General features: G+C 64.6%; 22 protein-coding genes and 1 tRNA gene. 14 read left to right on the top strand and 9 right to left on the bottom strand.

Going from position 1 to position 24,389, the window contains the following annotated elements; genetic code table 11:
* Positions 1-4: 4 nt before the first annotated feature.
* The 5 genes from ABID37_RS13090 to ABID37_RS13070 form a co-directional block, all read right to left on the bottom strand.
* Positions 5-1,291 carry an amidohydrolase family protein gene (locus ABID37_RS13090; protein WP_354195410.1) on the bottom strand — a complete coding sequence of 429 codons (1,287 nt, stop codon included), beginning with the start codon at positions 1,289-1,291 and terminating at the stop codon, positions 5-7.
* Positions 1,288-2,232, bottom strand: coding sequence for an ABC transporter permease (locus tag ABID37_RS13085; RefSeq protein WP_354195408.1), 945 nt, complete (start codon positions 2,230-2,232; stop codon positions 1,288-1,290). The genes ABID37_RS13090 and ABID37_RS13085 overlap by 4 nt, the downstream gene beginning before the upstream one ends.
* Positions 2,232-3,281 carry an ABC transporter permease gene (locus tag ABID37_RS13080; RefSeq protein ID WP_354195406.1) on the bottom strand — a complete coding sequence of 350 codons (1,050 nt, stop codon included), beginning with the start codon at positions 3,279-3,281 and terminating at the stop codon, positions 2,232-2,234. Before ABID37_RS13080 ends, ABID37_RS13085 begins: the two co-directional genes overlap by 1 nt.
* Positions 3,271-4,842, bottom strand: coding sequence for an ABC transporter ATP-binding protein (locus tag ABID37_RS13075; RefSeq protein WP_354195404.1), 1,572 nt, complete (start codon positions 4,840-4,842; stop codon positions 3,271-3,273). Before ABID37_RS13075 ends, ABID37_RS13080 begins: the two co-directional genes overlap by 11 nt.
* Positions 4,843-5,047: 205 nt before the next feature.
* Positions 5,048-6,085, bottom strand: a complete 1,038-nt coding sequence (locus tag ABID37_RS13070; RefSeq protein WP_354195402.1) for a BMP family protein — start codon at positions 6,083-6,085, stop codon at positions 5,048-5,050.
* A 424-nt stretch (positions 6,086-6,509) separates the two neighbouring features.
* Here ABID37_RS13070 and ABID37_RS13065 point away from each other — a divergent pair, with 424 nt between their 5' ends.
* The 10 genes from ABID37_RS13065 (at position 6,510) to ABID37_RS13020 (ending at position 15,599) form a co-directional block, all read left to right on the top strand.
* Positions 6,510-8,114, top strand: a complete 1,605-nt coding sequence (locus ABID37_RS13065) for an ABC transporter substrate-binding protein (protein ID WP_354195400.1) — start codon at positions 6,510-6,512, stop codon at positions 8,112-8,114.
* A gap of 33 nt (positions 8,115-8,147) precedes the next feature.
* Positions 8,148-9,137 (top strand): ABC transporter permease, encoded by a 990-nt coding sequence (locus ABID37_RS13060; protein WP_354195398.1) that lies wholly within the window; start codon positions 8,148-8,150, stop codon positions 9,135-9,137.
* Positions 9,134-9,964 (top strand): ABC transporter permease, encoded by an 831-nt coding sequence (locus tag ABID37_RS13055; RefSeq protein ID WP_354195396.1) that lies wholly within the window; start codon positions 9,134-9,136, stop codon positions 9,962-9,964. Before ABID37_RS13060 ends, ABID37_RS13055 begins: the two co-directional genes overlap by 4 nt.
* On the top strand, positions 9,961-10,755 hold the full coding sequence (locus ABID37_RS13050) for an ATP-binding cassette domain-containing protein (protein WP_354195394.1): 795 nt from the start codon (positions 9,961-9,963) through the stop codon (positions 10,753-10,755). The genes ABID37_RS13055 and ABID37_RS13050 overlap by 4 nt, the downstream gene beginning before the upstream one ends.
* Positions 10,752-11,543 (top strand): ABC transporter ATP-binding protein, encoded by a 792-nt coding sequence (locus ABID37_RS13045; protein ID WP_354195392.1) that lies wholly within the window; start codon positions 10,752-10,754, stop codon positions 11,541-11,543. Before ABID37_RS13050 ends, ABID37_RS13045 begins: the two co-directional genes overlap by 4 nt.
* Positions 11,536-12,666 carry an aminotransferase class V-fold PLP-dependent enzyme gene (locus tag ABID37_RS13040; RefSeq protein ID WP_354195390.1) on the top strand — a complete coding sequence of 377 codons (1,131 nt, stop codon included), beginning with the start codon at positions 11,536-11,538 and terminating at the stop codon, positions 12,664-12,666. The genes ABID37_RS13045 and ABID37_RS13040 overlap by 8 nt, the downstream gene beginning before the upstream one ends.
* Before the next feature lie 410 nt (positions 12,667-13,076).
* Positions 13,077-13,153: transfer RNA gene (locus tag ABID37_RS13035), tRNA-Arg, on the top strand.
* 209 nt (positions 13,154-13,362) lie between these two features.
* A complete protein-coding gene (locus ABID37_RS13030; RefSeq protein WP_354195388.1) occupies positions 13,363-14,634 on the top strand; it encodes an ATP-binding protein in 1,272 nt (423 codons plus the stop codon).
* Positions 14,621-15,403 carry a HamA C-terminal domain-containing protein gene (locus ABID37_RS13025; RefSeq protein ID WP_354195386.1) on the top strand — a complete coding sequence of 261 codons (783 nt, stop codon included), beginning with the start codon at positions 14,621-14,623 and terminating at the stop codon, positions 15,401-15,403. Before ABID37_RS13030 ends, ABID37_RS13025 begins: the two co-directional genes overlap by 14 nt.
* Positions 15,390-15,599: a hypothetical protein gene (locus ABID37_RS13020; protein ID WP_354195618.1), complete on the top strand. Its 210-nt coding sequence runs from the start codon at positions 15,390-15,392 to the stop codon at positions 15,597-15,599. The genes ABID37_RS13025 and ABID37_RS13020 overlap by 14 nt, the downstream gene beginning before the upstream one ends.
* 136 nt (positions 15,600-15,735) lie before the next feature.
* Here ABID37_RS13020 and ABID37_RS13015 read toward each other — a convergent pair whose 3' ends face one another.
* The 3 genes from ABID37_RS13015 to ABID37_RS13005 form a co-directional block, all read right to left on the bottom strand.
* A complete protein-coding gene (locus tag ABID37_RS13015) occupies positions 15,736-17,184 on the bottom strand; it encodes an aldehyde dehydrogenase family protein (protein ID WP_354195384.1) in 1,449 nt (482 codons plus the stop codon).
* 104 nt (positions 17,185-17,288) lie between these two features.
* Positions 17,289-18,248 (bottom strand): agmatinase, encoded by a 960-nt coding sequence (speB, locus tag ABID37_RS13010; RefSeq protein WP_354195382.1) that lies wholly within the window; start codon positions 18,246-18,248, stop codon positions 17,289-17,291.
* A 116-nt stretch (positions 18,249-18,364) separates the two neighbouring features.
* Positions 18,365-19,303: a LysR family transcriptional regulator gene (locus ABID37_RS13005; protein WP_354195380.1), complete on the bottom strand. Its 939-nt coding sequence runs from the start codon at positions 19,301-19,303 to the stop codon at positions 18,365-18,367.
* Between the two features lie 134 nt (positions 19,304-19,437).
* Between ABID37_RS13005 and ABID37_RS13000 the strand changes: the two genes are divergently transcribed.
* From ABID37_RS13000 to ABID37_RS12985, 4 genes are all read left to right on the top strand, one after another.
* Positions 19,438-20,529 (top strand): extracellular solute-binding protein, encoded by a 1,092-nt coding sequence (locus ABID37_RS13000; protein ID WP_354195378.1) that lies wholly within the window; start codon positions 19,438-19,440, stop codon positions 20,527-20,529.
* Positions 20,530-20,652: 123 nt separating this feature from the next.
* Positions 20,653-21,726: an ABC transporter ATP-binding protein gene (locus tag ABID37_RS12995; protein WP_354195376.1), complete on the top strand. Its 1,074-nt coding sequence runs from the start codon at positions 20,653-20,655 to the stop codon at positions 21,724-21,726.
* A gap of 10 nt (positions 21,727-21,736) precedes the next feature.
* On the top strand, positions 21,737-22,621 hold the full coding sequence (locus ABID37_RS12990; protein WP_354195374.1) for an ABC transporter permease subunit: 885 nt from the start codon (positions 21,737-21,739) through the stop codon (positions 22,619-22,621).
* A gap of 12 nt (positions 22,622-22,633) precedes the next feature.
* Positions 22,634-23,431, top strand: a complete 798-nt coding sequence (locus ABID37_RS12985) for an ABC transporter permease (RefSeq protein ID WP_354195372.1) — start codon at positions 22,634-22,636, stop codon at positions 23,429-23,431.
* 15 nt (positions 23,432-23,446) lie between these two features.
* Here ABID37_RS12985 and ABID37_RS12980 read toward each other — a convergent pair whose 3' ends face one another.
* Positions 23,447-24,301 carry a LuxR C-terminal-related transcriptional regulator gene (locus ABID37_RS12980; RefSeq protein WP_354195370.1) on the bottom strand — a complete coding sequence of 285 codons (855 nt, stop codon included), beginning with the start codon at positions 24,299-24,301 and terminating at the stop codon, positions 23,447-23,449.
* Between the last annotated feature and the right edge of the window lie 88 nt (positions 24,302-24,389).

The following is a 24,389-nucleotide window of genomic DNA, read 5'->3' as shown; positions in this document are numbered from 1 at the left end:
TTTCCTACTGCTGCGGCGTCCTGTGGCGGCGATTGACGCTCGCGGGACGGCCGGGAAGCGAAAGCTGCGTCTCGCGCTTCTCGCGGGCAGCGACGACCTTGCCGCGCGAGACGACGCACAGCCGCTCGGCGCGCAGGCGCAGCGCCTCGACCGGATTGCCGGCGTCCAGAACGACAAGGCTGGCGGCCTTGCCGACCTCCAGCCCCAGATGATCGAGGCCCATGATCTCGGCGTTGGTTTTCGTCACCATGTCGAAGCACTGGCGCATGTCGGCCGGGCTGGTCATCTGCGCCACATGCAGGCCCATGTAGGCAACGTCGAGCATATCGGCGGTGCCGAGCGGATACCACGGGTCGAGCACGCAATCCTGCCCGAAGCCCACCTTGATGCCGGCCTTCAGCATTTCGGGCACGCGCGTCATGCCCCGGCGCTTCGGATAGGTGTCGTGGCGGCCCTGGATGACGATGTTGATCAGCGGGTTGGGACAGGCCGACACACCGGCCTCGGCGATCAGCGGCAGGAGCTTCGAGACGTAGTAATTGTCCATGGAATGCATGGAGGTCAGGTGCGAGCCGTTCACCCGCCCGTGCAGGCCGAGACGCTGGGTCTCGTAGGCAAGCTGCTCGATATGGCGCGAATTCGGATCATCGGTCTCGTCGCAATGGATGTCGACCATCAGGCCACGTTGCGCGGCGATCTCGCACAGTTCGGTGACCGAGCGGCGGCCGTCGGCCATGGTCCGCTCGAAATGCGGGATGCCGCCGACGATCTCGACCCCCATGTCGAGCGCGCGGATGGTGTTCTCGCGGGCGGTCGTCGAGCGATAGAAACCGTCCTGCGGGAAGGCGACGAGCTGCAGGTCGAGATAGGGCGCGACCTCCTTCTTCACCTCCAGAAGCGCTTCCACAGCGAGCAGCCGGTCGTCGCAGGTGTCGACATGGGTGCGGATGGCGAGCAGGCCCATGGACACCGCCCAGTCGCAATAGTCGAGCGCGCGCTGCTTGACCGCTTCATGGGTCAAGAGCGGCTTCAGTTCGCCCCACAGCGCAATGCCTTCCAAGAGCGTGCCCGAAGCGTTGATGCGCGGCAGGCCGTAGGAAAGCGTCGCATCCATGTGGAAATGCGGATCGACGAAGGGCTGGGAGACGAGATTGCCGCCGGCGTCCACAACCTCGCCGGCCTCGGCTTCCAGCCGCGGCTCGATAGCGGCGATGATGCCGTCGCGGATGCCGATATCGGCGACATCGCCATCGGGCAGGATGCCGCCACGAACGATCAGGTCAAAGCTCATCTCTCGCCTTTCTGGTACGGGATCATCAGGGCCTTCGGATAGGTGGCACGCCGCGCCACGAGGATCAGCGCCAGGATCGACAGCGCATAGGGCATCATCAGAAAGAGCTGGTAGGGCACGACACCGCCCGACAATTGCTGGAGGCGCACCTGATAGGCATCGAAAGCCGCGAACAGGATCGCGCCGATGAGCGCCTTGCCCGGCCGCCACGAACCGAACACGACCAGCGCGATGCAGATCCAGCCGCGTCCGTTGATCATCTCGAAGAAGAAGGAGTTGAAGGCGGACATGGTCAGGAAGGCGCCGCCGACGGCCATCAGCGCGCTGCCGACGACCACCGCGCCGATGCGCATGCCGGTGACGCTGATGCCTTGCGCCTCCACGGCCGCCGGACTCTCGCCGACCGCCCGCAGCGCTAGCCCGACCGGCGTGCGGTAGAGCACCCAGGCGACGATCGCCACGCTGGCGAAGGCCAGATAGGTCAGTGCCGTCTGCGAAAACAATGCCTGGCCGAGAACGGGGATGGAGGACAGGCCGGGGATGGGCAGCGGCTGGAACGGCACGATCTTCGGCGGCGTCGTCACCTCCGGCAATGCCAGCCGGTAGGTGAAATAGGTGAGGCTGGTGGCAAACAGCGTGATGCCGATGCCCACGACATGCTGCGAGAGGCCGAGCGGTACGGTCAATGTCGCGTGCAGCAGCCCGAAGCAGGCGCCCGCGAGCGCCGCGACGAGAACGCCGGTCCACAGGTCGCCGCCCGAATAGACGGTAAACCAGCCGGCGAAGGCGCCCACCGTCATGATGCCTTCGATGCCGAGGTTGAGCACGCCGGCGCGCTCGCAGATCAGTTCGCCCATGGTTGCGAAGATCAGCGGCGAGGCGATGCGGATCGCGGCCACCCAGAAGCTGGTCTGGAAGAGGATGTCGAACGCCTGCTCCATCACTTCCACCTTATCCGGTAGCGCGTCAAAAGCAGCGCGGTGACCATGGTGAGCAGCGCTGTGGCCACCATGACCTGGGCGATGTAGCTCGGCACGCCGGCGCTGCGGCTCATGGCGTCGGAGCCGACGAAGATCGCGGCGACGAAAATGGCGGCCGCGATCACGCCAAGCGGGTTGAGCATCGCCAGCATGGCGACCACGATGCCGGTGTAGCCATAGCCGGGCGACAGGTCGAGGGTGAGGTTGCCCTTCAGGCCCGCGACCTCCGAAAAGCCGGCAAGTGCGGCCAGCCCGCCGGAAAGCAGCGCCGTCTTCATCAGCACGCGATTGACGGGAATGCCGGCAAAGCGCGCGGCGCCGATATTGTGGCCGACGGCGCGCATCTCGTAGCCGAGCACGGTCTTCTTCATGACGACCCAGGTGACGAGGGCGGCAACGACGGCGATGGCGAAGCCGAGATGCAGGCGCTTGCCCTGGATGATGCGCGGCAATTGCGCATCGGCGATCACCCTTTGCGATTGCGGCCAGCCGAGGCCCATCGGGTCCTTCAGCACGCCTTCCAGAAGCATGGAGACGAACAGGATGACGATGAAGTTCAAGAGCAGAGTCGTCACCACCTCGTCGACCCCGAAGCGCGTCTTCAGCACGGCAGGGCCGGCCAGAAGCAGCGCGCCCGCGGCCATGCTGGCAAGCATGATCAGCGGTATCAGCACGATCGCGGGCAAGGGCAGCGCGCCGGTGCCGAGAACGACCGTGACCACGCCGCCGATGTAGAGCTGGGCCTCGGCGCCGATGTTCCACAGGCGGGCGCGGAAGGCCACGGCCACCGCCAGCCCGGTGAAGATCAGCGGCGTGGCGCGCGTCAGGGTTTCGAGGATGGCGAATTGCGAGCCGGCCGCGCCCTTGACGATCAGGGGAAACACGGAAAAGGGCGAAGCGCCGGCGGCGAGCACCAGCAGCGCCGCCACGACCAGCGTGGCGGCAATCGCCATGACCGGAAAAAGCAAGGTGACGCCGAGCGATGGCGCGGGCTTCGGTTCAAGCCGCATCGGCGCTATCTCCCTGTCCGGCCATCAGTTCCCCCAGCTCTCGAATACTGCGCTGGCCCCGTTTCGAGGGCGTGGAAAGCCGCCCCTTCGACATCACGATGATCTGGTCCGACAGTGCCAGGATCTCTTCGAGGTCCTCGGAAATCAGCAGGATGGCCGCGCCCCGGTCGCGTGCTTCCAGCAAGCGGCGGTGAACGAAGGAAACCGCGCCGACATCCAGCCCGCGCGTCGGCTGGTTGGCGAGGATGATGGCCGGATCGGGATCGAGCGCCCGGCCGAGGATGAGCTTTTGCATGTTGCCGCCCGACAGAAGCCGGATGCGGGCCTCGGGCGACGGGCATTTGACGTCGTAGTCGCGGACGATCGCCTCGGCGAAGGCGCGCGCCGCCTTCCAGTCGAGGAACCCGTAACGGCTGAAGCGGGGCGTGCGGTAGCGCTCGGAGATCACGTTTTCCGTCACGCTCATGTCGCCGATGGTGCCGAAGGCGTGACGATCCTCGGGAATGCGGCCGATGCCATGGGCAAGTGCGGCGCGCGGCGACCAGTCGGATATCGCCTGCGCCCCGATCGCCATCTCGCCCGAAGCGGGCGACAAGGTTCCGGCCATCAGGGCAGCCAGGGTCGCCTGGCCGTTGCCGGAGACCCCGGCGAGCCCGGTGATCTCGCCGGCCCGCAGCGCCAGCGACACGCCGTCGAGACGCGCCGCATTGCCCTGGCCCTGCGTCGAGACGCCCTTTAATTCGAACACGACCGGTCCGGGCTTCGGTTCGGCAACGGTCGGACTTGCCACTTCCTGCCCGACCATCAGCGCGGCCAGTTCGGAACGGCTGGAACCGGCCGTTTTGCGTTCGGCCACCAGCCGGCCGGCGCGCAGCACCAGAACGCGGTCGCTGACGGCCATCACCTCATGCAGCTTGTGGGAAATGAAGATGATCGACAGGCCCTGGCCGACGAGCAGCTTGAGGGTGCCGAACAGCGCGTCCGTCTCGCTCGGCGTCAGCACCGCGGTGGGTTCGTCGAGGATGAGGATGCGGGCGTCGCGATAGAGCGCCTTGAGGATTTCCACGCGCTGGCGCTCGCCCACCGAAAGCGACGTGATCGGCGCGTCCGGATCCAGCGCGAGGCCGAAATCGGCGGACAGCCGGGCGATGCGCTGGCGGGCGGCGGAACGGTCGAAGCGCGGCTTCCACGCGCTTTGGGTGCCGAGCGCGATGTTCTCGAGCACGGTCATGCTTTCGGCGAGGGTAAAATGCTGATGCACCATGCCGATGCCGGCATCGAGCGCAGCACGCGGATCGCCGGCGGCAAGCGGCTTGCCCATGACCTCGACGCTGCCCTCGTCGGCCACATAGTGACCGAAGAGGATATTCATCAAGGTCGTCTTGCCGGCGCCGTTCTCGCCAAGCAGGGCGATGACCTCGCCCTTGCGCAGTTCGAAGGAGATCGCATCGTTGGCGACCAGCGGTCCGAACCGCTTGGTGATGCTGCTGAGCCGCAGGACCGGCGTTGCCCCGGCATCAGCTTGTGGGCCGGCATCTGGTTCTGGGAGAGCGTTGGTCAAGGGCAAGCCGGCCGGGTGTTCTCAGGTGCTGCGGAAAGGTTCGATCGGTCCATATCCTCTCCCGATTACGAGGGGAAGACGATGAAGGCGAACGAACCGCCACATGACGTTCATGACGATCCGGCCGCCCGGCAGACGATCGACCCGGTTCCTGTTTGAGCATGATCCGGCCCGAAAACCGGCTCCCACTTTTCGGGACATGCTGCTAGTTCGACTTCGGTTCCGAATCGTTGATCTCGACGGTGAGCGTTCCGTCCTTGATCGCCTTCTCGGCTTCGGCAACCTTTTCCATCACCTCGGCGGGCACCTTGCCTTCGAACGTGCCCAGCGGCGCGAGCGAGCAGCCGCCGTTCTTCATGAAGGAATAGACGCCGTAGTCCTCGGCCTTGAAGGTCCCGGCCTTGACCTCGGCCACGGCCTTTTCGAGCGTCGGCTCGAAATGCCACAGCGCCGATGCCACCACCGTATCGGGATAGTCGGACTGGGTGTCGATGACATTGCCGACGGCAAGGACATTCCGCTCCTTGGCCGCATCGGACACGCCGAAGCGCTCGGCATAGAGAAGGTCGGCGCCGGCGTCGATCTGGGCGAAGGCGGTTTCCTTCGCCTTGGGCGGATCGAACCAGGAGCCGATGAAGGCGATCTGGAATTTGGTGTCGGGCGCGGTCTGCTTCACACCGGCCATGAAGGCGTGCATCAGCCGGTTCACCTCCGGAATCGGATAGCCGCCGACCATGCCAATATTCTTGGTCTTGCTCATCGCACCGGCAATGATTCCGGAGAGATAGGAGGCATCCTGAATGTAGTTGTCGAAGGGCGAGAAGTTGGGAACCGACTCGTCCGGCTTGAAGCTGGAGCCCATGAGGAAGGCGACGTCGGGATAGTCCCTGGCGACCGCGCGGGCGGCATCCTCCACGCCGAACACCTCGCCAAGGATCAGCTTGTGGCCGGCCTCGCAATATTCGCGCATGACGCGCTCATAGTCGTTGTTGGAGGTGTTCTCCGAGAAGGTGTATTCGATATCGCCGCGATCCCTGGCTTCGTTGGCGGCCTTGTGGATGCGGCTCACCCATTGCTGCTCCACCGGCACGGTATAGACGGCGGCCACCTTCAGCGGATCGGCGGCCAGCAAACGGGTCGGCAGACCCGACATGGTGGCGAGTGCGGCACCGGCGCCGGCCGCCTTCAGAACGGTGCGGCGCGACAGGCCGGAAACGCTTCCCGGATTCGTGATTTTTGGCATCGTCAACCAGCTCCCCTGTGCGGGCGCGGACTTCAGGGCCGCCCCATTTTTTACCATTTGGTCATTAGTCGATTTTCGGGAGGGAGGCAATTGACCGGCCGGAGGATTCAGCTTGTGCAGTCATGGAAGGATTAAAATTAACAAATTGAAAAAATGATGAATTTTGGAATTCTTATAATGCAGCAGCGCAAGGCGCGCCTGCAACAAATGTTTGTTCCTTCCCGTAAATCCAGCCGGCAGGACCGATAGGGCCACGGCACGGGGTTCCCGTTGACGCTGGAAAAGGAACAGATAATTCTAGCCGCCCGATGAAACGTGGGATTTCATCACTGTATGGGGCAGCACCCTTGCAGGAGAATGCCACCCGTTCCGGCAGATGCCGGACATTGTTTTTTCCTTCTATTAAAGGCTGGTGGAGCAGAAGATGAATCCGATTTCCCATTCCCGGCGCACGTTGCTCAAGGGCTCGGCGCTTCTGCTGGCCTCCACGGCCCTGCCGCCGTTCGGCTTCGCCCAGAGCGGCAGCCGCCTCGTCGTCGCCGCCGATTCCGAGCCGCGCAACCTCAATCCGGCCATCGTCGCCTCGAACGGCGTCTTCTTCATCGCCTCCAAGGTGATCGAACCGCTGGCCGAAGCCTCGTTCGACGGCAAGGACGGGCTGGCGCCGCGCCTTGCCACAGCATGGGAAGGATCGGACGACGGTCTTGCGGCCACCTTCAGGCTGCGTGAGGACGTGAAGTGGCATGACGGAAAGCCCTTCACCTCGGCCGATGTCGCCTTCTCCGCCCTGCAGGTGTGGAAGCCGCTCCAGAATCTCGGCCGGCTGGTGTTCGCCAATCTCGAAGCGGTCGAAACGCCGGACGAACACACCGCCGTCTTCCGCTTTGCCAAGCCGACGCCGTTCCAGCTCATCCGCAACGCGCTGCCAGTGGTGTCGAGCGTCGTCGCCAAGCACATTTTCGAGGGCGTGGCCGACATTGCCTCCAGCGACGCCAACAACAAGCTCGTCGGCACCGGGCCGTTCCGTTTCGCCGAGCACCGTCCGGGTGAATATTACCGGCTGGAGCGCAACCCCGATTATTGGGGCGAGGGCGAACCGAAGCTGGACGAGATCATCTTCCGGGTGCTGCCGGACCGCGCGGCGGCTGCAGGCGCACTGGAGGCCGGCGAGATCCAGCTTGCCGCCTTCAGCCAGGTGCCGCTCACCGATCTTAACCGCATCTCCAAGGTGCCGGGCATCGAGGTCTATTCGAAGGGCTACGAGGCGCTGACCTACCAGCTCGCGGTCGAGATCAACCACCGCCGCGCGGAAATGGCCAACGTCAAGGTGCGGCAAGCCATCGCCCACGCCATCGACCGCGATTTCGTGGTGCGCACCATCTTCCTCGGCTATGCGGAGACGGCGACCGGCATCGTGCCGAAGAATGCGCCCGAGTTCTACAATGGCGACGTTCCGCTCTATCCCTTCGATGTCGAGAAGGCCAACGCCCTGCTCGACGAGGCCGGCTATCCGAGGAAGGACGGCGGCAACCGCTTCAGTCTGCGCCTGCTGCCCGCGCCCTATTTCACCGAAACGCGCCAGTTTGGCGACTATCTGCGGCAGGCGCTGGCCGCCATCGGCATCGATGCGGCCATCGTCAACAACGATTCGGCCGCCCACCAGAAGGCGGTCTACACCGACCACGATTTCGACCTTGCCGTCGCGCCGACCGTGTTCCGTGGCGATCCGGCCATCTCCACCACCATTCTGGTGCGCTCCGGAACGCCCGCCGGTGTGCCCTTCTCCAATCAGGGCGGTTATGAGAACAAGGAGATCGACGCGCTGATCGACAAGGCCGGCGAGACGGTGGACACCGCAGAGCGCACCGAACTCTATAAGCGCCTTCAGGTGCTGGTGGCCGAGGACCTGCCGATCATCAACGTGGCCGACTGGGGCTTCATCACCGTGGCCAGTTCGAAGGTGAAGAACGTCTCCAACAATCCGCGCTGGGCGGTTTCCAACTGGGCCGATACCGAGCTGGAAGCGTGACAGGCCGAAGCAAGTCCCGGTAGGGTCCCTGGCATGAACCGTGCGCTTCGCCTTCTCCGGCGCAGGCTGGTCAGCAGCATCCCGGTGCTGCTGATCGTCATTGTCGGCGCGTTCTTTCTTCTGGAGCTTGCTCCCGGCGACGCCGCCGACGCCTATCTGCTTTCCATCGGCGGCGGCGATCCGGCGCTGGTGCAAGCGCTGCGCCAGAGCTACGGGCTGGAAGGCTCGGCCGGTGCGCGGCTGTGGCTTTACCTCACCTCGCTTGCCCGGCTCGACCTCGGCTGGTCCGTCATTTTCAACCGCCCGATTTCCGACCTCATCCTCGAGCGCCTGCCCAACACGCTGTGGCTGATGGGCAGCGCCGTGGCGCTTTCCTTCACCGTGGGGTCGCTGCTCGGCATTGTCGCCGGCTCGAAACCGGGAAGCTGGGGCGACCGCCTGCTCTCCACCGGCTCGCTGGCGCTCTATGCGGTGCCGAGCTTCTGGCTGGGCCTCGTGCTGATCGTGCTCTTTTCCGTGCAGTTGCGCTGGTTCCCGACCTCCGGCATCGAGACCATCGCCTCGGGCAAGGAAGGGCTGGCGCGGGCGCGCGACATCGCCTGGCATCTGGCCTTGCCGGTGGCGGCATTGGGCTTCATCTATCTGGCGCTGTTCCTGCGCATGATGCGCACCGGCATGGCCGAGGCCTGGCGGCAGGATTATGCGCTGGCCGCCCGTGCGCGCGGGCTCGGCCATCGCCGCATCGCCGTCTTCCACATTGCCCGCAATGCGCTTTTGCCGCTGGTGACCATGCTCGGCCTGCAGGCCGCCTCCATGCTGGGCGGTAGCGTCGTCATCGAAAGCGTCTTTGCCATTCCGGGCTTCGGGCGGCTGGCGCATGAGGCCGTGGCCGGCCGCGACGCGCCGCTGCTCACCGGCATTATTCTGGTCAGCACCGTGCTGGTCATCCTCGTCAATCTCGCCGTTGACATGGCCTATGCGCTGCTCGATCCGCGCGTCGGCGCCAACGAGGTGGCGGCATGAATGTCTTCAAGCGCCTGCTGCGCTCGCCCGCTGGCGCGGCCGGTCTGGCGCTGCTCGCCCTTTTGGCGCTGGCGGCACTGTGCGCGCCGCTGCTCTTTCCCGGCGATCCACTGGCCATTGCCGGTCCGCCGCTGACGCCGCCCTTCACCGATCCCGCCTTTCCGCTCGGCACCGACCGGCTCGGCCGCAACGTGCTGGCCGGCCTGTTTCATGGCGCACAGGCGTCGCTTGCCGTGGGGCTGGCGGCGGCGGCCGTGTCCATCGTGGCTGGCGCGCTGGTCGGCACCGTGGCCGGGTTTGCAGGCGGGCTGGTGGACGAGGCTTTGATGCGCGTGGTGGATGCCTTCCAGACCGTGCCCGGCTTCCTTCTGGCGCTGGCCTTCGTCAGCGTCGCGGGCGCGTCCTTGGCCGTAGTCATCCTCGCCATCGCGCTCGGTGCATGGACCGGTCCGGCGCGGCTGGCGCGCGCCGAGGTGCTGTCCATCCGCGAGCGCGACTATGTGGCGGCGGCGCGCATCATCGGCATGCATCCGGCCGAGATCGCGTTGCGCGAAGTTCTGCCCAACGCGCTGCCGCCGGTGCTGGCGCTGGCGGCGGTGATCGTCGGCAATGCGGTTCTGATCGAATCCGCGCTCTCCTTTCTCGGCCTCGGCGATCCCAATATCGTCACATGGGGCTCGATGATCTCGGAAGGGCGCAACGTGCTGCGCTCGGCGCCGTTCCTGTCCATCGTGCCCGGCATCGGCCTCGTCGTCACCGTTCTCGGCGTTTATCTGCTGGCGGAGGAGTTGGCGGATGCGCTGGCGACGCGAAAGGCGCGGCCATGAGCGAGTTGCTTGCCAGCCTGCGCGACCTCACCGTCACTTACGCCGCCGAACAAGGCACCCATCTGGCGCTGGACGGGCTCGACCTCGACATCGTCAAGGGCGAGCGGCTGGCCGTCATCGGCGAAAGCGGTTCGGGCAAGTCCACGCTGGCACTGGCGCTGGGCGGGTTGTTGCCTCCGGAAACGCATATCGAGGGCAGCATCGGCTGGCCGGGTTTTGCCGCCCAGCCACAGCCCGGCCTCGACATCGGCTTCGTGTTTCAGGATGCGGGCGCGAGCCTCAACCCGGTGATCGCCGTCGGCAGGCAGATTACCGAAATCGCGCGCCTTCATCTCGGCCTGTCGCGCCGCAAGGCGCGTGAACGGGCCCGCGCCCTGCTGGCGCGGGTGCGCATTCCCGATCCCGACACGGCCCTTGCCGCTTTCCCGCACCAGCTTTCCGGCGGCCAACGCCAGCGCGTGGCGATCGCGGCGGCCATCGCGGCAAAACCTTCGCTGCTGATCGCCGACGAGGCGACCAGCGCGCTCGACACCATCGTGCAGGCCGAAATCGTGGCGTTGCTCGACGAGCTGGTACGCGCCGAAGGCATGACGCTGATCTTCATCACCCATGACATCGCGCTCGCTTCCGGCTTCGCCGACCGCATCGTCGTGCTGCGCGATGCGCGTCTGGTGGAAACCGGCCCCACCGCCGCGTTGCTCGGCGCGCCCAAGCAAGCCTACACGGCGAAGCTGCTCGCCAGCCATATCGGGCTCGACACGCCGCCGCTGGTTGCGGGAGAGCCGGCATGAGCACGCCGCTGCTTGCCGTCCGCGGCCTCAGCAAGACCTACCGTTCGGGAGGCCGTGAGGTGAAGGGGCTGGATGACGTGTCGCTGTCGGTCGCGGCCGGCGAAACGCTCGGCCTCGTCGGGCCTTCGGGCAGCGGCAAGTCCACGCTGGCGCGCGTCGTCATGCGGCTGATCGAGCCGGATGAAGGCACAGTGGATTTCACCGGGCAGAACCTCACCGCGCTGAACGGCAAGGCGCTTCGTGCGATCCGCAAGCGCATCCAGATGGTGTTTCAGGATCCGTCCGCCGCCTTCAACCCCCGCGCCACCGTGGCCGATGCGCTCACCGATCCGCTGCGGATACATGGGCTCGCCTCCCGCACGGAACGCCCGCGCCGGGTCGCGGAACTTCTGGAAAGCGTCGGCCTGCCCGAAAACCTCGCCGCGCGGCCGGTCCACGCCATTTCCGGCGGGCAGCGCCAGCGCGTGGCCATTGCCCGCGCGCTCGCCACAGAGCCGGAACTGATCGTGCTGGACGAGGCGGTGTCGGCGCTCGACGTCACCGTACGCGGCCAAATCCTCGACCTGCTGGTTTCCCTGCAGCGCGAACGTGGCCTTGCCTATCTGTTCGTCTCGCACGATCTGGCGGTGGTGCGCGCCGTCTCGCACCGCATCGCCATCATGGATCATGGCCGCATCGTCGAGGCGGGTCCGGCCGCCACGGTCGTGGCCGATCCGCAATCGGAAACCGGCCGCGCGCTGGTGGCCGCCATTCCCCGCCTTTACAGGGAAGCACCCCAAGATGCCTGATCCCGACCGCCGTTTGCTGCTCAACCTGCCGCCCTATCCGGCGACGGGATATGCAAAACTTGCCGACCGCATCGCGGCCCTCATCGGCACGAAGAATGATGTAGTGTTCGTGCAGGCGGAAGCCGTGGTGGCGCTGGAAGCGGCAGCGACCAGCCTTGGTGCCAAGGGCATGACCGCGCTCAACATCGTCACCAGCCCCTATGGAGAATTGTTCGGCTTCTGGCTGCGGCGCGCGGGGGCGGACGTCATCGACCTCAGGGCCGAACCCGGCCTGCCGGTCACGGTCGCGGCGGTGGCAGAAGCGCTGGCGGGCGCGGACAGGATCGATCTGGTGGCGCTCGTCCATGCGGAATCGGCGTCCGGCATCCTCAACCCGCTGCCTCAGATCGCCAAGCTGGCGCGGGAAAAGGGCGCGCTGTTTCTGGTCGATGCCGTGGCCTCCGCTGGAGGGTACGAACTGGACGTGGATGCGCTCGGCATCGACATCGCCATCATCGGCCCGCAAAAGGCGCTGGGCGGTCCGGCCAGCATTTCCGCCGTCTCGATCAGCGCGCGCGCATGGCAGGCCATCGACCGGCCGGACGCCCCGCGGCGTTCGGTGCTGTCACTTGCCGACATCAGGCACAACTGGCTGGATGCGGGGCGGGGCGTGCTGGCCGGCATGCCCTCCGCGCTGGAATTCCAAGCGCTCGAAGCGGCACTCGACCGCGTCGAGGCTGAAGGCATTGCCGGCACCATCGCCCGCCATCTCCGCGCCCAGCGCGCTGCCCGCGCCGGTCTGGTGGCGGTCGGCGCGCGATTGTGGGTCGAGGAGGAGCGCGACGCCTCGCGTCTCGTCACCACCATCCTGCTACCGGATGGGCTCGACGCGCGAAAGCTGGCCGAGGACGACGCAGCCGTCGCGGCAGGCCTGTCGGCCGGTATCGGTTGCGTTGCGTCAAAGCTTCTGCGCCTCGATCACACCGGTCGGCGAGCCAGCCGCGAAGCTGTTCTGGAAGGCGTGCGCGCTGTCGGCCGTATCCTCGACAAGGCAGGTGTCGGAACCGACGCGGCATCGGCCGATGCCGCCGTCGCCGCAGCCTATGCCGGTGAATTCGGTACAGGCAGCGGCGATACGAATTGACGGTCGGACCGGCGCGTACCTTATCCTCGATGGGCGGCTTCAGCCCTTGTTTTGCTCCTCCCTGTTGGTGACAGTCCAGGTTGCGATGTAGTCGGATAGAGCGCTACCCTCCGAAGGCCAAAGAGCAGTTCCGGAGTCGCGCACAGAACGACAAAAATATCAGTAGTTTCAACTACTTGAAGTATCAGACGCAAGTCTGCCTCTGTAGCAGCGAGCGATTGCAACCAAATTGCTACCATAGAGAATCGTGCTTCTGCGGGATGTGTCGCTTCATCGGCGGCGAGGCAGTCGGCAACAGCGGTTATCCGCTAAGCGAAAGCTTCGGACGTTTGGGCACGAACCGACGGCGCATCCAAAGGCCTATTCGTCGCTTCACAATCGCGGAGTTCTCGCGTAAGAACAGTGAGGAAGCACCCGTAGCTCAGCTGGATAGGGCACCAGACCACGAATCTGGGGGTCAGAGGTTCGAATCCTTTCGGGCGCGCCAACTCCCTATAAGTCTGCCTTGGTTGAGAACGCCGAACACCGCCGATTACCGCACAAATCTGAACTATCAGCCACGAGTTTTGGTGTGTCGGCGAAACAGGTAGTCCCCTCACGCTTCCAGATTGCCACATTTGCATTCCCAATTAGCGGCCCGTTGACTCCCAATTAGCCGAGACCGATAATCCCAATCGGCTGGGATTCGGAGCTGGCATGTTTGGACGGTTTGTGGAGCGACGGGCAGAGGAAGCCCTTTCGGATACGCCGGTGGTCTTGATTGTGGGGCCGCGACGGGCCGGCAAGACCACGCTCGTCCGAAAGATGGGCGCCGCGGGTCGAAGCTATATCACGCTAGATGATCAGACAGTCCTCGCGGCCGCCCACTCCGATCCTGCCGGCTTCATCCGGGGTCTGGACCAAGCCATCATCGACGAGATTCAGCGCGCGCCCGACCTACTCTTGGCGATCAAGAAAACGGTCGACGAAGACTATCGGCCGGGACGGTTCCTGCTGACGGGTTCGGCGAACGTGCTGACCCTGCCTCGAATCGCTGACAGCTTGGCCGGAAGGATGGAGACCATCCAGATGTTGCCGCTGGCAAAGGCCGAGGTCGAAGGCCGGACGCCAACCTTTCTAGAGCGTCTCTTCGAAGGAAAGCTTCATAGCCAGCAGAATGCGATCGTCGGCGATGACCTGGTCCAGCTCGTGCTGCTCGGAGGGTTTCCGGAGGCGATCAGCCGCGACAGCGAGCGCCGACGGCAGGACTGGTTGCGATCCTATCTCACATCGATCCTGACGCGCGATCTGCGCGATATCGCCGATGTGGAGAAACTGACCGAGCTCCCGAGATTCGTGCGGCTGCTGGCCGAGCACTCAGGGCAGTTGGTCAACTACTCGCAATTCGCCGCGGGCATCAACGTCACCCATAAGACGGGACAGCGCTATGTAGGGTTACTCGAACAGGTGTTCTTGGTCGTAACGGTGCAGCCCTGGTTTACCAACGCGCTGAAGCGCATCGTCAAGACACCCAAGCTGCACTTCCTCGACTCCGGTTTGCTGGCGACCGTGCGCGGGCTCACCTTCGACAGAGTGAAGGCCGATCGCGGAACATTCGGTGCGCTCTTGGAGAGTTTTGTATTCTCGGAAGTGCTGAAGTTGATGAGTGCTTCGGACCTGCGATTGACACCGCATCATTTCCGGGATCGGGACATGCGCGAGGTGGATATCGTGCTGGAGCGTGACGACGGCATGATTGTCGGGATCGAGGTCAAGGCCAGCGCCACGGTAAAAGCTGGTGATTTCAGCGGTCTTCGTGCCTTGGCTGAAGCGTGCGGAGATCGCTTTGCCTTCGGTATCGTCCTCTACGACAATGCGGACATTGTGCCGTTCGGCGACAGGCTGGCGGCAGCGCCGCTGTCGAGCCTCTGGGATGGAGAACCGCCAACGAAGAATACAAGCAAGGGAGCGTCGCATGGGTCTGTATGAAACGTGGTGCGACGCCACCAAGAACAAGGACAAGCGAAAGCACTACTGGACCTATGTTGAGAAGGACGGCGCGCGCGATGAAATTCGCGATGCCCTCGCTGAGACCATTCGCTCGCACTATGACCGGCTCGAACGCATCGCCGAAGATGTGGAAAGGCTCGGTTACAAGATCGCCGCGAAAATCCTCAGCGAGGCGATGCCGCAGACGCCCAAGGGTCGCTTCGGCGATCTCGGCGAGATTCTCGCAACCGAATTGGTCGAGGAAGAAATTGGCCTGCGCGTCCCCGTTCGTCGCCTCCGTTATAAGGATGGTCGCAACATGGCTATGCGCGGGGACGATTTCATCGGCGCGGGATACGATGCGGCTGGCGAAAAGCTATGGCTTCTGAAAGGCGAAGCCAAAAGCAATAAGGTGCTCGGAAAGGCCACGGTCACTAGCGCCCGAAAAGTGCTCGACCGCGACAACGGCCGCTGTACGCCCGATTCCCTATTATTCGTCGCCAACCGGCTGTTGGAAAGTAATGACCCGGACGACAACGCATTAGGTCGCAGCCTGCGTGACGAGGTGGGCCTAAAATCCCTTCGCGCCGATCGTATCGACCACATGCTTTTCACCATGTCGGGCAACGGCCCGCATGCTTCGCTGAAAGACGACCTCGACGCCACGGGAACCAACCGGGACCACTACGTCGTGAACATCCACGTTGAGGACCACCAGGACTTCATCGCGGCCATGTATCAGGAGGCGGAAGATCTTGGAGACGATTGATGAACTGACCGCCTTCTTGGCTACTGCGACCGTCGACGGTATCCTTGCTCGCCGCAGACTGGAATGCCCGCAATTGCGCAAGACCCGATGGGCCAGCACCGATGACGGCCAATCTTCGCTTCATTCGAACCTCTTATTCCTGCCGGGAAAGATTTTTTTATTTATACTGATGGAGGGGCAGTGGAGAGGTCAATGATGCCATTGGTCATATGTCGCCAAGGCGCGCGGATGGCCGGCTTCGTCATCGATATGAGGCAAAACGCGCCGCACCGAGGAGCAAACGGTGCGGCGCCGCGATCATCATCGTGACCCGTGGCGGCCAGGGTTGCCGGTCAGACCATCTCGACGATGTGCTTGATCCCGGTGAAGGCCGACAGGCCCCATGGCCCCAGTTCGCGGCCGATGCCGCTGGCCTTGAAGCCGCCCCAGCTCGTCTGGGGGAAGATGACCTGTTGCGAGTTGACCCACACCATGCCGGCTTCAAGGGCCGCCGCGACGCGGTCGGTGCGCACCTTGTCGGGGGAGACCAGCGTCGCCACCAGCCCGTAATCGGTGTCGTTGGCCAGCCGCACCGCCTCGTCCTCGTCGGCGAAGCCGCGTATCGCCAGTACCGGTCCGAAAATCTCGCGCCGCCAGATGGCGTGGTCGTCGGGCACGTCGAGATAGATGGTCGGCCCGATGAAGAAGCCGTCGCCGCCGCGCACCTTGCCGCCGGTGAGCGGCTTCAGCCTGTCGGCTTCGGCCTCCTTCAGAACCTGCTTCACGCGCTCGAACTGCGGCTGCGTGGTCAGCGGCCCCATCTCGGTGCCGTCCTCGAAGGGCGAGCCGACCTTCAGCGTTGAAACCCGCGCGGTCAGCTTGTCGACCAGCGCCGGCAGGATCGCCTTGTCGGCCAGCAGCCGCGAGGTGGCCGAGCACATCTGGCCGGCATTGGTGAACATGCCGCCGACAATGAAGTCCACCGCCGCGTCGAGGTCGGCATCGGCGAAGACAAGGATCGGCGACTTGCCGCCGAGTTCCAGCGAAACCGGCGCGGTGCGCTCCGCCAGCGTGCGCATGACCAGCGCGCCGACCCGGTTCGAGCCGGTGAAGGAAATCTTGCGCAACAGCGGGCTGGCGACCAGCGCCTCGCCCGCCTCGGCCGCGCCGGTGACGATGTTGAGTACGCCGGCCGGCAGGCCGCTCTCGGCGGCAATGTCGGCATAGACGAGTTCGGCGAAGGGGATGAATTCGGAGGTTTTGAGCACCACCGTGCAGCCGGCGGCAAGCGCCGGCGCCAGCTTCCAGGCGCTGGTCACCAGCGGGAAGTTCCACGGCACGATGAGGCCCACCGGTCCCACCGGCTCCTGCCGCAGGCGGGCGCGATAACCGGCATCGGGAACCGGCACGTCCGCGCCCTGTCGCTCGTCCAGCGTGGTTGCCAGCTCGGCATAATATTCGAAGGTGGCGATGGCGTCCGAAACATCCAGTTCTGCCTCGAAGCGCGGCTTGCCGTTGTTGGCCATCTGCAGTTCGACAAGCATGTCATGACGCGCGCGCAGCCCGGCCGCGAAGGCCGTGAGATATTTGGCCCGCTTGCCGGAGGCAAGCCGCGACCAGTTCGGGAAGGCGGCGGCGGCGGCTTGCGCTGCGGCTTCCACATGGGCGGCGCGACCGGGCGCGATCTCGCCCAGGGTGCTGCCGGTCGAGGGGTCGGTCACCGGGAACGGGGCGGTGCCGGCGCGCAGCCAGCGGCCTCCGACGAACAGGCTCTCGGGGCGGTAGAGCAGGGGACTTTCCATCGTTTCAATGTCCTCGAATGAAGCTGCGCCTTCCACATGCCGGGGGACATGGGAAGGCGCGAGTTTTTTGCGTTCGGGCGTTCCTGCCGGCCGCTCCGGGTCGATCAGGCGTCCTTGTACTTCACGCCGGGAAGCACGCAGAGCATCTCGTAGAGCAGGTTGGCCGCCGTGATCGCCGTGGTGCCGGTGGTGTCGAAGGGCGGGCTGACCTCGACAAGGTCGCAACCGACGAGGTTGAGACCGCGGCAGCCGCGGATCAGCTCGATGGCCTGCACGATGGTCAGGCCTCCGATCTCCGGCGTCCCGGTGCCGGGCGCATAGGCCGGATCGAGACTGTCGATATCGAAGGACAGGTAGACCTTGTGGTCGCCGATGCGTGCCTTGATGTCGGCGACCAGCGGCGCCAGCGACTTGTGCCAGCACTCCTCGGCCGGCACGACAGTGAAGCCCTTGTCGCGCGACCAGTCGAAATCCTCTGCCGTATAGCCGGTGCCGCGCAGGCCGATCTGGAAGACCAGATCGGGTTTCAGGCAGCCGGCCTCATAGGCGCGGCGGAAAGGCGTGCCATGGGCGATCTTCTCGCCGAACATGGTATCGTTGATGTCGGCATGGGCGTCGACATGGATCAGCGCCACCGGCCCGTGCTTTTCGGCCATGGCCTGGAGCACCGGATAGGTCAGCGTGTGGTCGCCGCCGATGGTGAGCGGGATGCAATCCTGTTCCAGGATGCGCGCGATGCCATCGCGGATCAGGCCGACGGTGGCGGGCAGGTTGAAGGTGTTGATGGCGATGTCGCCGACATCGGCCACCTGAAGGCTTTCGAAGGGTGCGGCGCGGGTGGCCATGTTGTAGGGGCGGATCATCACCGATTCCGCGCGCACCTGGCGTGGCCCGTAGCGCGTGCCGGAGCGGTTGGAGGCGCCGATATCCATCGGAATACCGACGAAGCAGGCGTCCAGCCCCTCGGCCGAGGCAGCTTGCGGCAAGCGCATCATCGTGCCGGGGCCGCCGAAGCGGGGCATCTCGTTGCCACCCATCGGCTGGTTGAATTGCCTGTTGTGCATGTCGTTCTTCTCCCTTCGCGATGCCATCACCAGGCGACAGGATACCGCGTCGCTTCAATTGAAAAATTGAAAATATTTGCAAGCTTACTTTATGCGAGATCAAAGAATGACTCGTCTCAGGCCGGCTCCTCCTGTTCGGCGCTGGCCGCGCTGTCCATCCCCACCTCTTGCAGGCATTCGCGGAACACCGTCATCACAGGCGTGTCCTGTCGCTCCGAGCGCGAGATGATCGAGAACGCCCGGTCCACCGTCAAGGTTTCGGGGGAAAGGCGATACAGGCGCCCGGCAGCTTCGTGAGGTCCGGCATAGTGGCTGGGCAGGAAGCCGATATGGCGGCCGGCCATGATCAGCATGGCGACCGCCTCGATGCTGGCGGCAATGGCGGTGGAACGCACCACGTCGAACCCGTAATGATCGCCGCGCCCGAGGAAATAGCCACGCTGCACCCAGTCGCTTTCCTCGATCTGGCGTTGCGAGATCGCTTCCCGTGGCAGGCCGAACAGTGGATGGCCGACGCCGCAATAGGCGTGCTGGCGCTCCTGATAGAGCGCGACGGCCCGGATCGCCAGGTTCTGGGTGTCGAAGCAGCCAATGGCAAGGTCGAGCCGGTCTTCCAGAATGGCGTCGCGCAGCCGCTGCTGCGTGTCCTGGGTGATCTCGATCTTGGCGTCCGGGGCACGGTTGAGGAACGCCCGCAGCGTATCGACGATGCGGAAGGTCGGCTCGCTCATGACATTATCCAGTATGCCGAGCCGCAGCGTGCCGACCGCATTGGCCCCCAGGTCGTTGAGCCGGTAGCGGAAGCCGTCGATGGAGGTGCGCAACTCCTTGAAGGCGTCGAGCACGGCATGCCCGCGCTCGGTGAGGCGAAAGCCGCCGCGGCCGCGCTCGCACAGCCGATAGCCCAGCCGGGCCTCCAGCGTCGAAAGCTGCACGGAGATGGTGGATTGGCTGATGTTGAGGATTTCCTGCGCCCCGACGAAGCTGCCGGCCTCCGCGACGCAGGCGAACACGTTCAGGGCCCGCATGTCCGAGGCCGAAAGCTGGTTCAGCATGGTGTCCCCCTTACTTTGTTTGAAAAAGCTCAAAGCAAAGTTCGAATGCCCAAGATAGAATTAAAAGTGAACGCATGACAATCTTCTCCGGAACCCGTCATTTTCTGCTGGCGGTCCCTGGGGAGGATTGATCGATGCTCAAGCGTTTTGCGCAAGTTCTGGCTGTGGGCGGCATTCTGGCCGCGGCGCCGGTCGGTGCGGCCGAGACCCTGCACATCTACAATTTCTCGGATTATTTTGCCGAGGACACGATTTCCAACTTCATCGCCAAGTCCGGCATCGACACGCGGCTCGACCTGTTCGATTCGCTGGAGGTGCTGGAAACCCGGCTTCTGACCGGCGGCAGCGGCTTCGACGTGGTCTATCCGAGCGCCACGGTCGGCGAGCGCATGATCCAGGCAGGCGCGTTGCAGCCGATCGATCCCGCGAGCCTGAGCAACTACGGCAACCTCGACAAGGACCTGCTCAAGCTGCTCGCCGAGCAGGATCCCGGCAACAAATATCTCGTGCCCTATATGTGGCTGACGACCGGCATCGCCTACAATCCGGACCTTGTGTCCAAGCGTCTGCCGGATGCGCCGACCGACAGCCTCGATATCTTCTTCAAGCCGGAAATCGCGCAGAAGTTCCAGGATTGCGGTATCGGCGTGGTCGATGCGCCGAACGAGGTGATTCCGATCGCCCTCAACTATCTCGGCCTGGATCCCTATTCGACCAAAGCGGAAGATTTGGAAAAGGCGGAGAAGCTGCTGCTAGGTCTGCGCCCCTATATCCGCCACATGCAGAGCGGCCAGCTCGTCTCCGACATGGCTTCGGGCCAGCTTTGCCTTGCCTTGATGTGGAGCGGCGATGCCGGCATCGCGGCTTCGCGCGCCGACGAGGCGGATGCGGGCGTGGCGGTGGAGTACCGGATCCCCAAGGAAGGCACGATCATTTCCTTCGACACGATGGCTATCCCGGTCGATGCGCCGCATCCCGAACTGGCGCTGAGCTTCATCAACTACATTCTTGAACCGCAGACCGTGGCCGACATCTCCAATTATGTCTACTACGCCAACGCCAATGCCGCGGCGACGGAACTGGTGGAGGAGTCGATCCGCACCAACCCGAACATCTACCCGTCGCAGGACGTGCGCGAGAAGCTGTTCGTCGACAAGTCCCTGCCGCCGCGCCAGACGCGCGAACGCACCCGCGTGTGGACCACCTTCCGGTCCGGCGGAAACTGACAACCGAGCCCCCTTCCAGAGCCCGGACGGCGACGTTCGGGCGCTTTTTGCGGGGTGAGAGCGTGTGCGGCGCCGGTCGGCCGATCCGCGGGGCATGCGCCATCCACTTCGAGGAATCGATCCGTGTCCAGTCCGTCCTTCATTTCGATCGAGAATGTCGTGAAGACCTTTGGGGCCTTCACGGCGATCGATGGCATCTCGCTGGGGATCGGGCAGGGGGAATTCTTTTCGCTGCTGGGTCCGTCCGGCTGCGGAAAGTCGACCCTGCTGCGCATGCTGGCCGGGTTCGAGACGCCGGACAGCGGCCGCATCCTGCTCGACGGCGCCGACGTCACCGAAATCCCGGCGCATCGCCGCCCCACCAACATGATGTTCCAGTCCTATGCCTTGTTCCCGCATCTGACGGTGCGCAAGAACATCGCCTTCGGACTGGTGCAGGATCGCGTCGACCGCGCCGAGATCGGCAAGCGCATCGCCGAGGTGGCCGAAAAGCTGCATCTGGAGCCGATGCTGGAGCGCAAGCCCGCACAGCTTTCCGGTGGCCAGCGCCAGCGTGTGGCGCTCGCCCGCGCACTGGTCAAGCGGCCCAAGGTGCTCCTGCTCGACGAGCCGCTGGGGGCGCTGGACAAGAACCTCAGGCTCCAGACCCAGCATGAGCTGGTGCGCCTGCAAAAGGAGCTTGGCCTCACCTTCATCATCGTCACCCACGACCAGCACGAGGCGATGACCGTATCGTCGCGCATCGCCATCATGAAGCAGGGCAAGGTGTTGCAGATCGGCACGCCGGAAGCGGTCTACGAGACGCCCGCATCGCGCTACGTGGCCAAGTTCCTTGGTGAAACCAACATCTATGAAGGCGTGGCGGGCGAGCGCGACGGCGAGAGCATCGCCCTGGACAGCGACGAGGCCGGCGGACGCCTGCTCGGACAGTGCATCGATGGCGTGCGTCCCGGCGACCGCGTCTGGCTGTCGGTGCGGCCGGAACGCATCGAGCTTAGGCCGTCCGGCGAAGGGCTGCCGGGCACCATCGAGGATGTCAGCTACATCGGCGCCGAGCGCCGCTACTGGCTGCGGCTGGAAAGCGGGGCGATGCTGGAGGCCCTGCGCATCAATCACGGCCTTGGCGACGACTTCGCCGTCGGCGATCCGGTCGTGGCGCGCTGGGATGCCCGCGCCGCGCATCTGCTGACCGAGTGAGGAGGCGGGCATGAAAACGCCAACCCGTTTCGGCCGCGCCCTCCTGATCCTGCCGCCCTATCTGTGGCTGCTGGTATTCTTCCTAGCGCCCTTCGCGCTGGTCATGGCCATCAGCCTGTCCGAAGTGCGCCTCGGCATGCCGCCCTATACGCCGCTGTTCAGCCGCGATGGACTGGTGCTGTCCTTCAGGCTCAACTTCGAGAACTACGCCTTCCTGCTGCGTGACGACATCTATGTGCGCGCCTATCTCTCCAGCGTGAAGATCGCCGTCATCTCCACTTTCATCACGCTTCTGGTCGCCTATCCGCTGGCCTACGGCATCTCGCGGGCCAGCGATCGCTGGCGTCCCATCCTGGTGTTCCTGGTGATCGTGCCGTTCTGGAGTTCGCTGCTGATCCGCGTCTATTCCTGGATCGGCATCCTGCGCAATGACGGGCTGCTCAACTGGCTGCTCCTGAAGCTCGGCGTGATCTCCTCGCCGCTCGCGATCATGAACACCGAGACGGCCATCTATATCGGTATCGTCTACACCTACCTGCCGTTCATGGTGCTGCCGATCTATTCGGCGCTGAGCGGCGCCGACGAGACGCTGGTCGAGGCCGCGCGCGATCTCGGTTGCTCGCCTTTTGCCGCCTTCTGGCGCGTCACCTTCCCGCTCAGCCTGTCGGGTGTGGCGGCGGGCTGCGCGCTGGTGCTGATCCCGGCCATCGGCGAGTTCGTCATCCCCGACCTGCTGGGCGGCGCCGATACGCAGATGATCGGCCGCACCATCTGGCTCGAGTTCTTCAACAACCGCGACTGGCCTATCGCCTCCGCCATCACCGTGATCCTGCTGGCGATCCTGGTCGTTCCCATCATCGCCGTGCAATCGCGCCTCGCGCGCACCCGCATGTAGGAGAGGCAGGCAATGCGCAGGTTCTCCTGGTTCAACACCGTATCCATCGCCGTCGGAATGGCGTTTCTCTACATTCCGATCGTGGTGCTGGTGATCTATTCCTTCAACGCATCGCGGCTGGTCACCGTCTGGGGCGGCTTCTCCACCAAGTGGTACGGCACGGTGCTGGCCAATCAGTCGATCCTCGAAGGCGCCCGTATCTCCTTCACCGTCGCCGCGATCTCCGCCACCATCGCCACGTTCCTTGGCCTGTTGTCGGCGCTGATCCTCGTGCGGCTCGGCTGGTTCCGGGGCCGCAACCTGTTCAGCGGCATGGTCGCGGCGCCCATGGTGATGCCCGAGGTCGTGATGGGCGTGTCCATGCTTTTGATGTTCGTCACCCTCGGCATCAATCGCGGACCCGTCACCATCACCATCGCCCACACCACCTTCACCATGTGCTTTGCCGCCGTGATCCTGCAATCGCGCCTGATGGAGCTGGACCGGTCGCTGGAGGAAGCCGCGCGCGACCTCGGCTGCCCACCGGCGCTGGCCTTCATCAAGGTGGGGCTGCCCAATGTGCTGCCGGCGCTGGTCTCGGCCTGGCTGCTCTCCTTCACTCTGTCGCTGGACGACCTGGTGATCTCGTCCTTCACCACCGGCCCGGGTGCGACGACCCTGCCGATGAAAATCTATTCGCAGGTGAAGTTCGGCGTCACGCCGGAGATCAACGCCATCTCCACCATCGTGCTCGGCATCGTGGTGACGGGGCTGCTGATCGCCTCGCTGCTGACGCGCGGAAAGAAGGACGGCGCGGCCCTCGCAGCCTGACGAGGGTGCTGCCGGTCAGCCGATATTGGCTGATGGGCGCTTGAGATAGCTTTGCAGCGGGTCCTCATAGAGGCTGCCGGCAGCCGATACCGCTTCGATGAACAGCGCGAACAGCGCCGTTTGCGAATTGATGTCGAGCTTGGCGTAGAGATTGCGCCGATGCAGCTTTACGGTGGCGGGCGAGATGCCCAGCCGTTCCGCCGCCCCCTTCAGCGAATAGCCGCGCAGGATAAGGTTCGCCACCTCGCATTCGCGTTCGGTCAGCACGGAGCTGCCGAACCGCGCCAGCGCCTGTCCCAGCGCGTGGTTCAGGTAGGTCGAGGAGGGCTCCAGCGTCTCCGGCCGAAGCTCGCGCCAGTGACGTATCACGGCCGATTGCAGAAGCGGCGCGACGCTTTCCAGCAAAGCCTCGTCGTCGCGGTTGAAGCTGCCCAGCGCCCGGCCGCGTCCCAGCGAGATCGCCACCTTGCGGTCGCTGTCGAGCGAGAACATGAAGTTGAATTCGTCCTGCAGGCCGGAATAGCGGTAGTAGTCGCGATAGTAGGCGCTGTTGTCGAAACGCTTCGGCGCGATTTCACTCAGCCGGTAGAGCCCGTCGGTCGGGTTGTCGGCGGCAAGCTGATAGAAGGGATCGAGCCGGTAGGGTCCGCCCAGATAACGCTGGATGTCGGACAGGCCACGACGGGTCACCCAATCATTGTACAGGATACGCGGCGCGCTGCCCCTGCGGTAAAGCAGGATCAGTCCCGCATCGATGGCCAGAAACTGGCGCAGAGTACGCGCCATCTCGAACTGGAAATCCGTGCGACCGATGCTCGCGATCAGTGAAACCGCGATCGAGTTGAGGGGCGGGGTGCTGGCGGCCGTCATGTCGGCTTGTATTTCCGGTTTGCTGTTTCTTCGGCCGAGCATGGCTGGCCGCAATGCGCCCGTTGTTCACGGCTCGCTATGATCTTCT

It is taken from the genome of Aquamicrobium terrae (assembly GCF_040545735.1).
GTDB lineage: Bacteria > Pseudomonadota > Alphaproteobacteria > Rhizobiales > Rhizobiaceae > Mesorhizobium > Mesorhizobium terrae_A.
The sequence above is the reverse complement of the archived record's forward strand: the minus strand, read 5'-3'. Positions and strand labels throughout refer to the sequence as shown.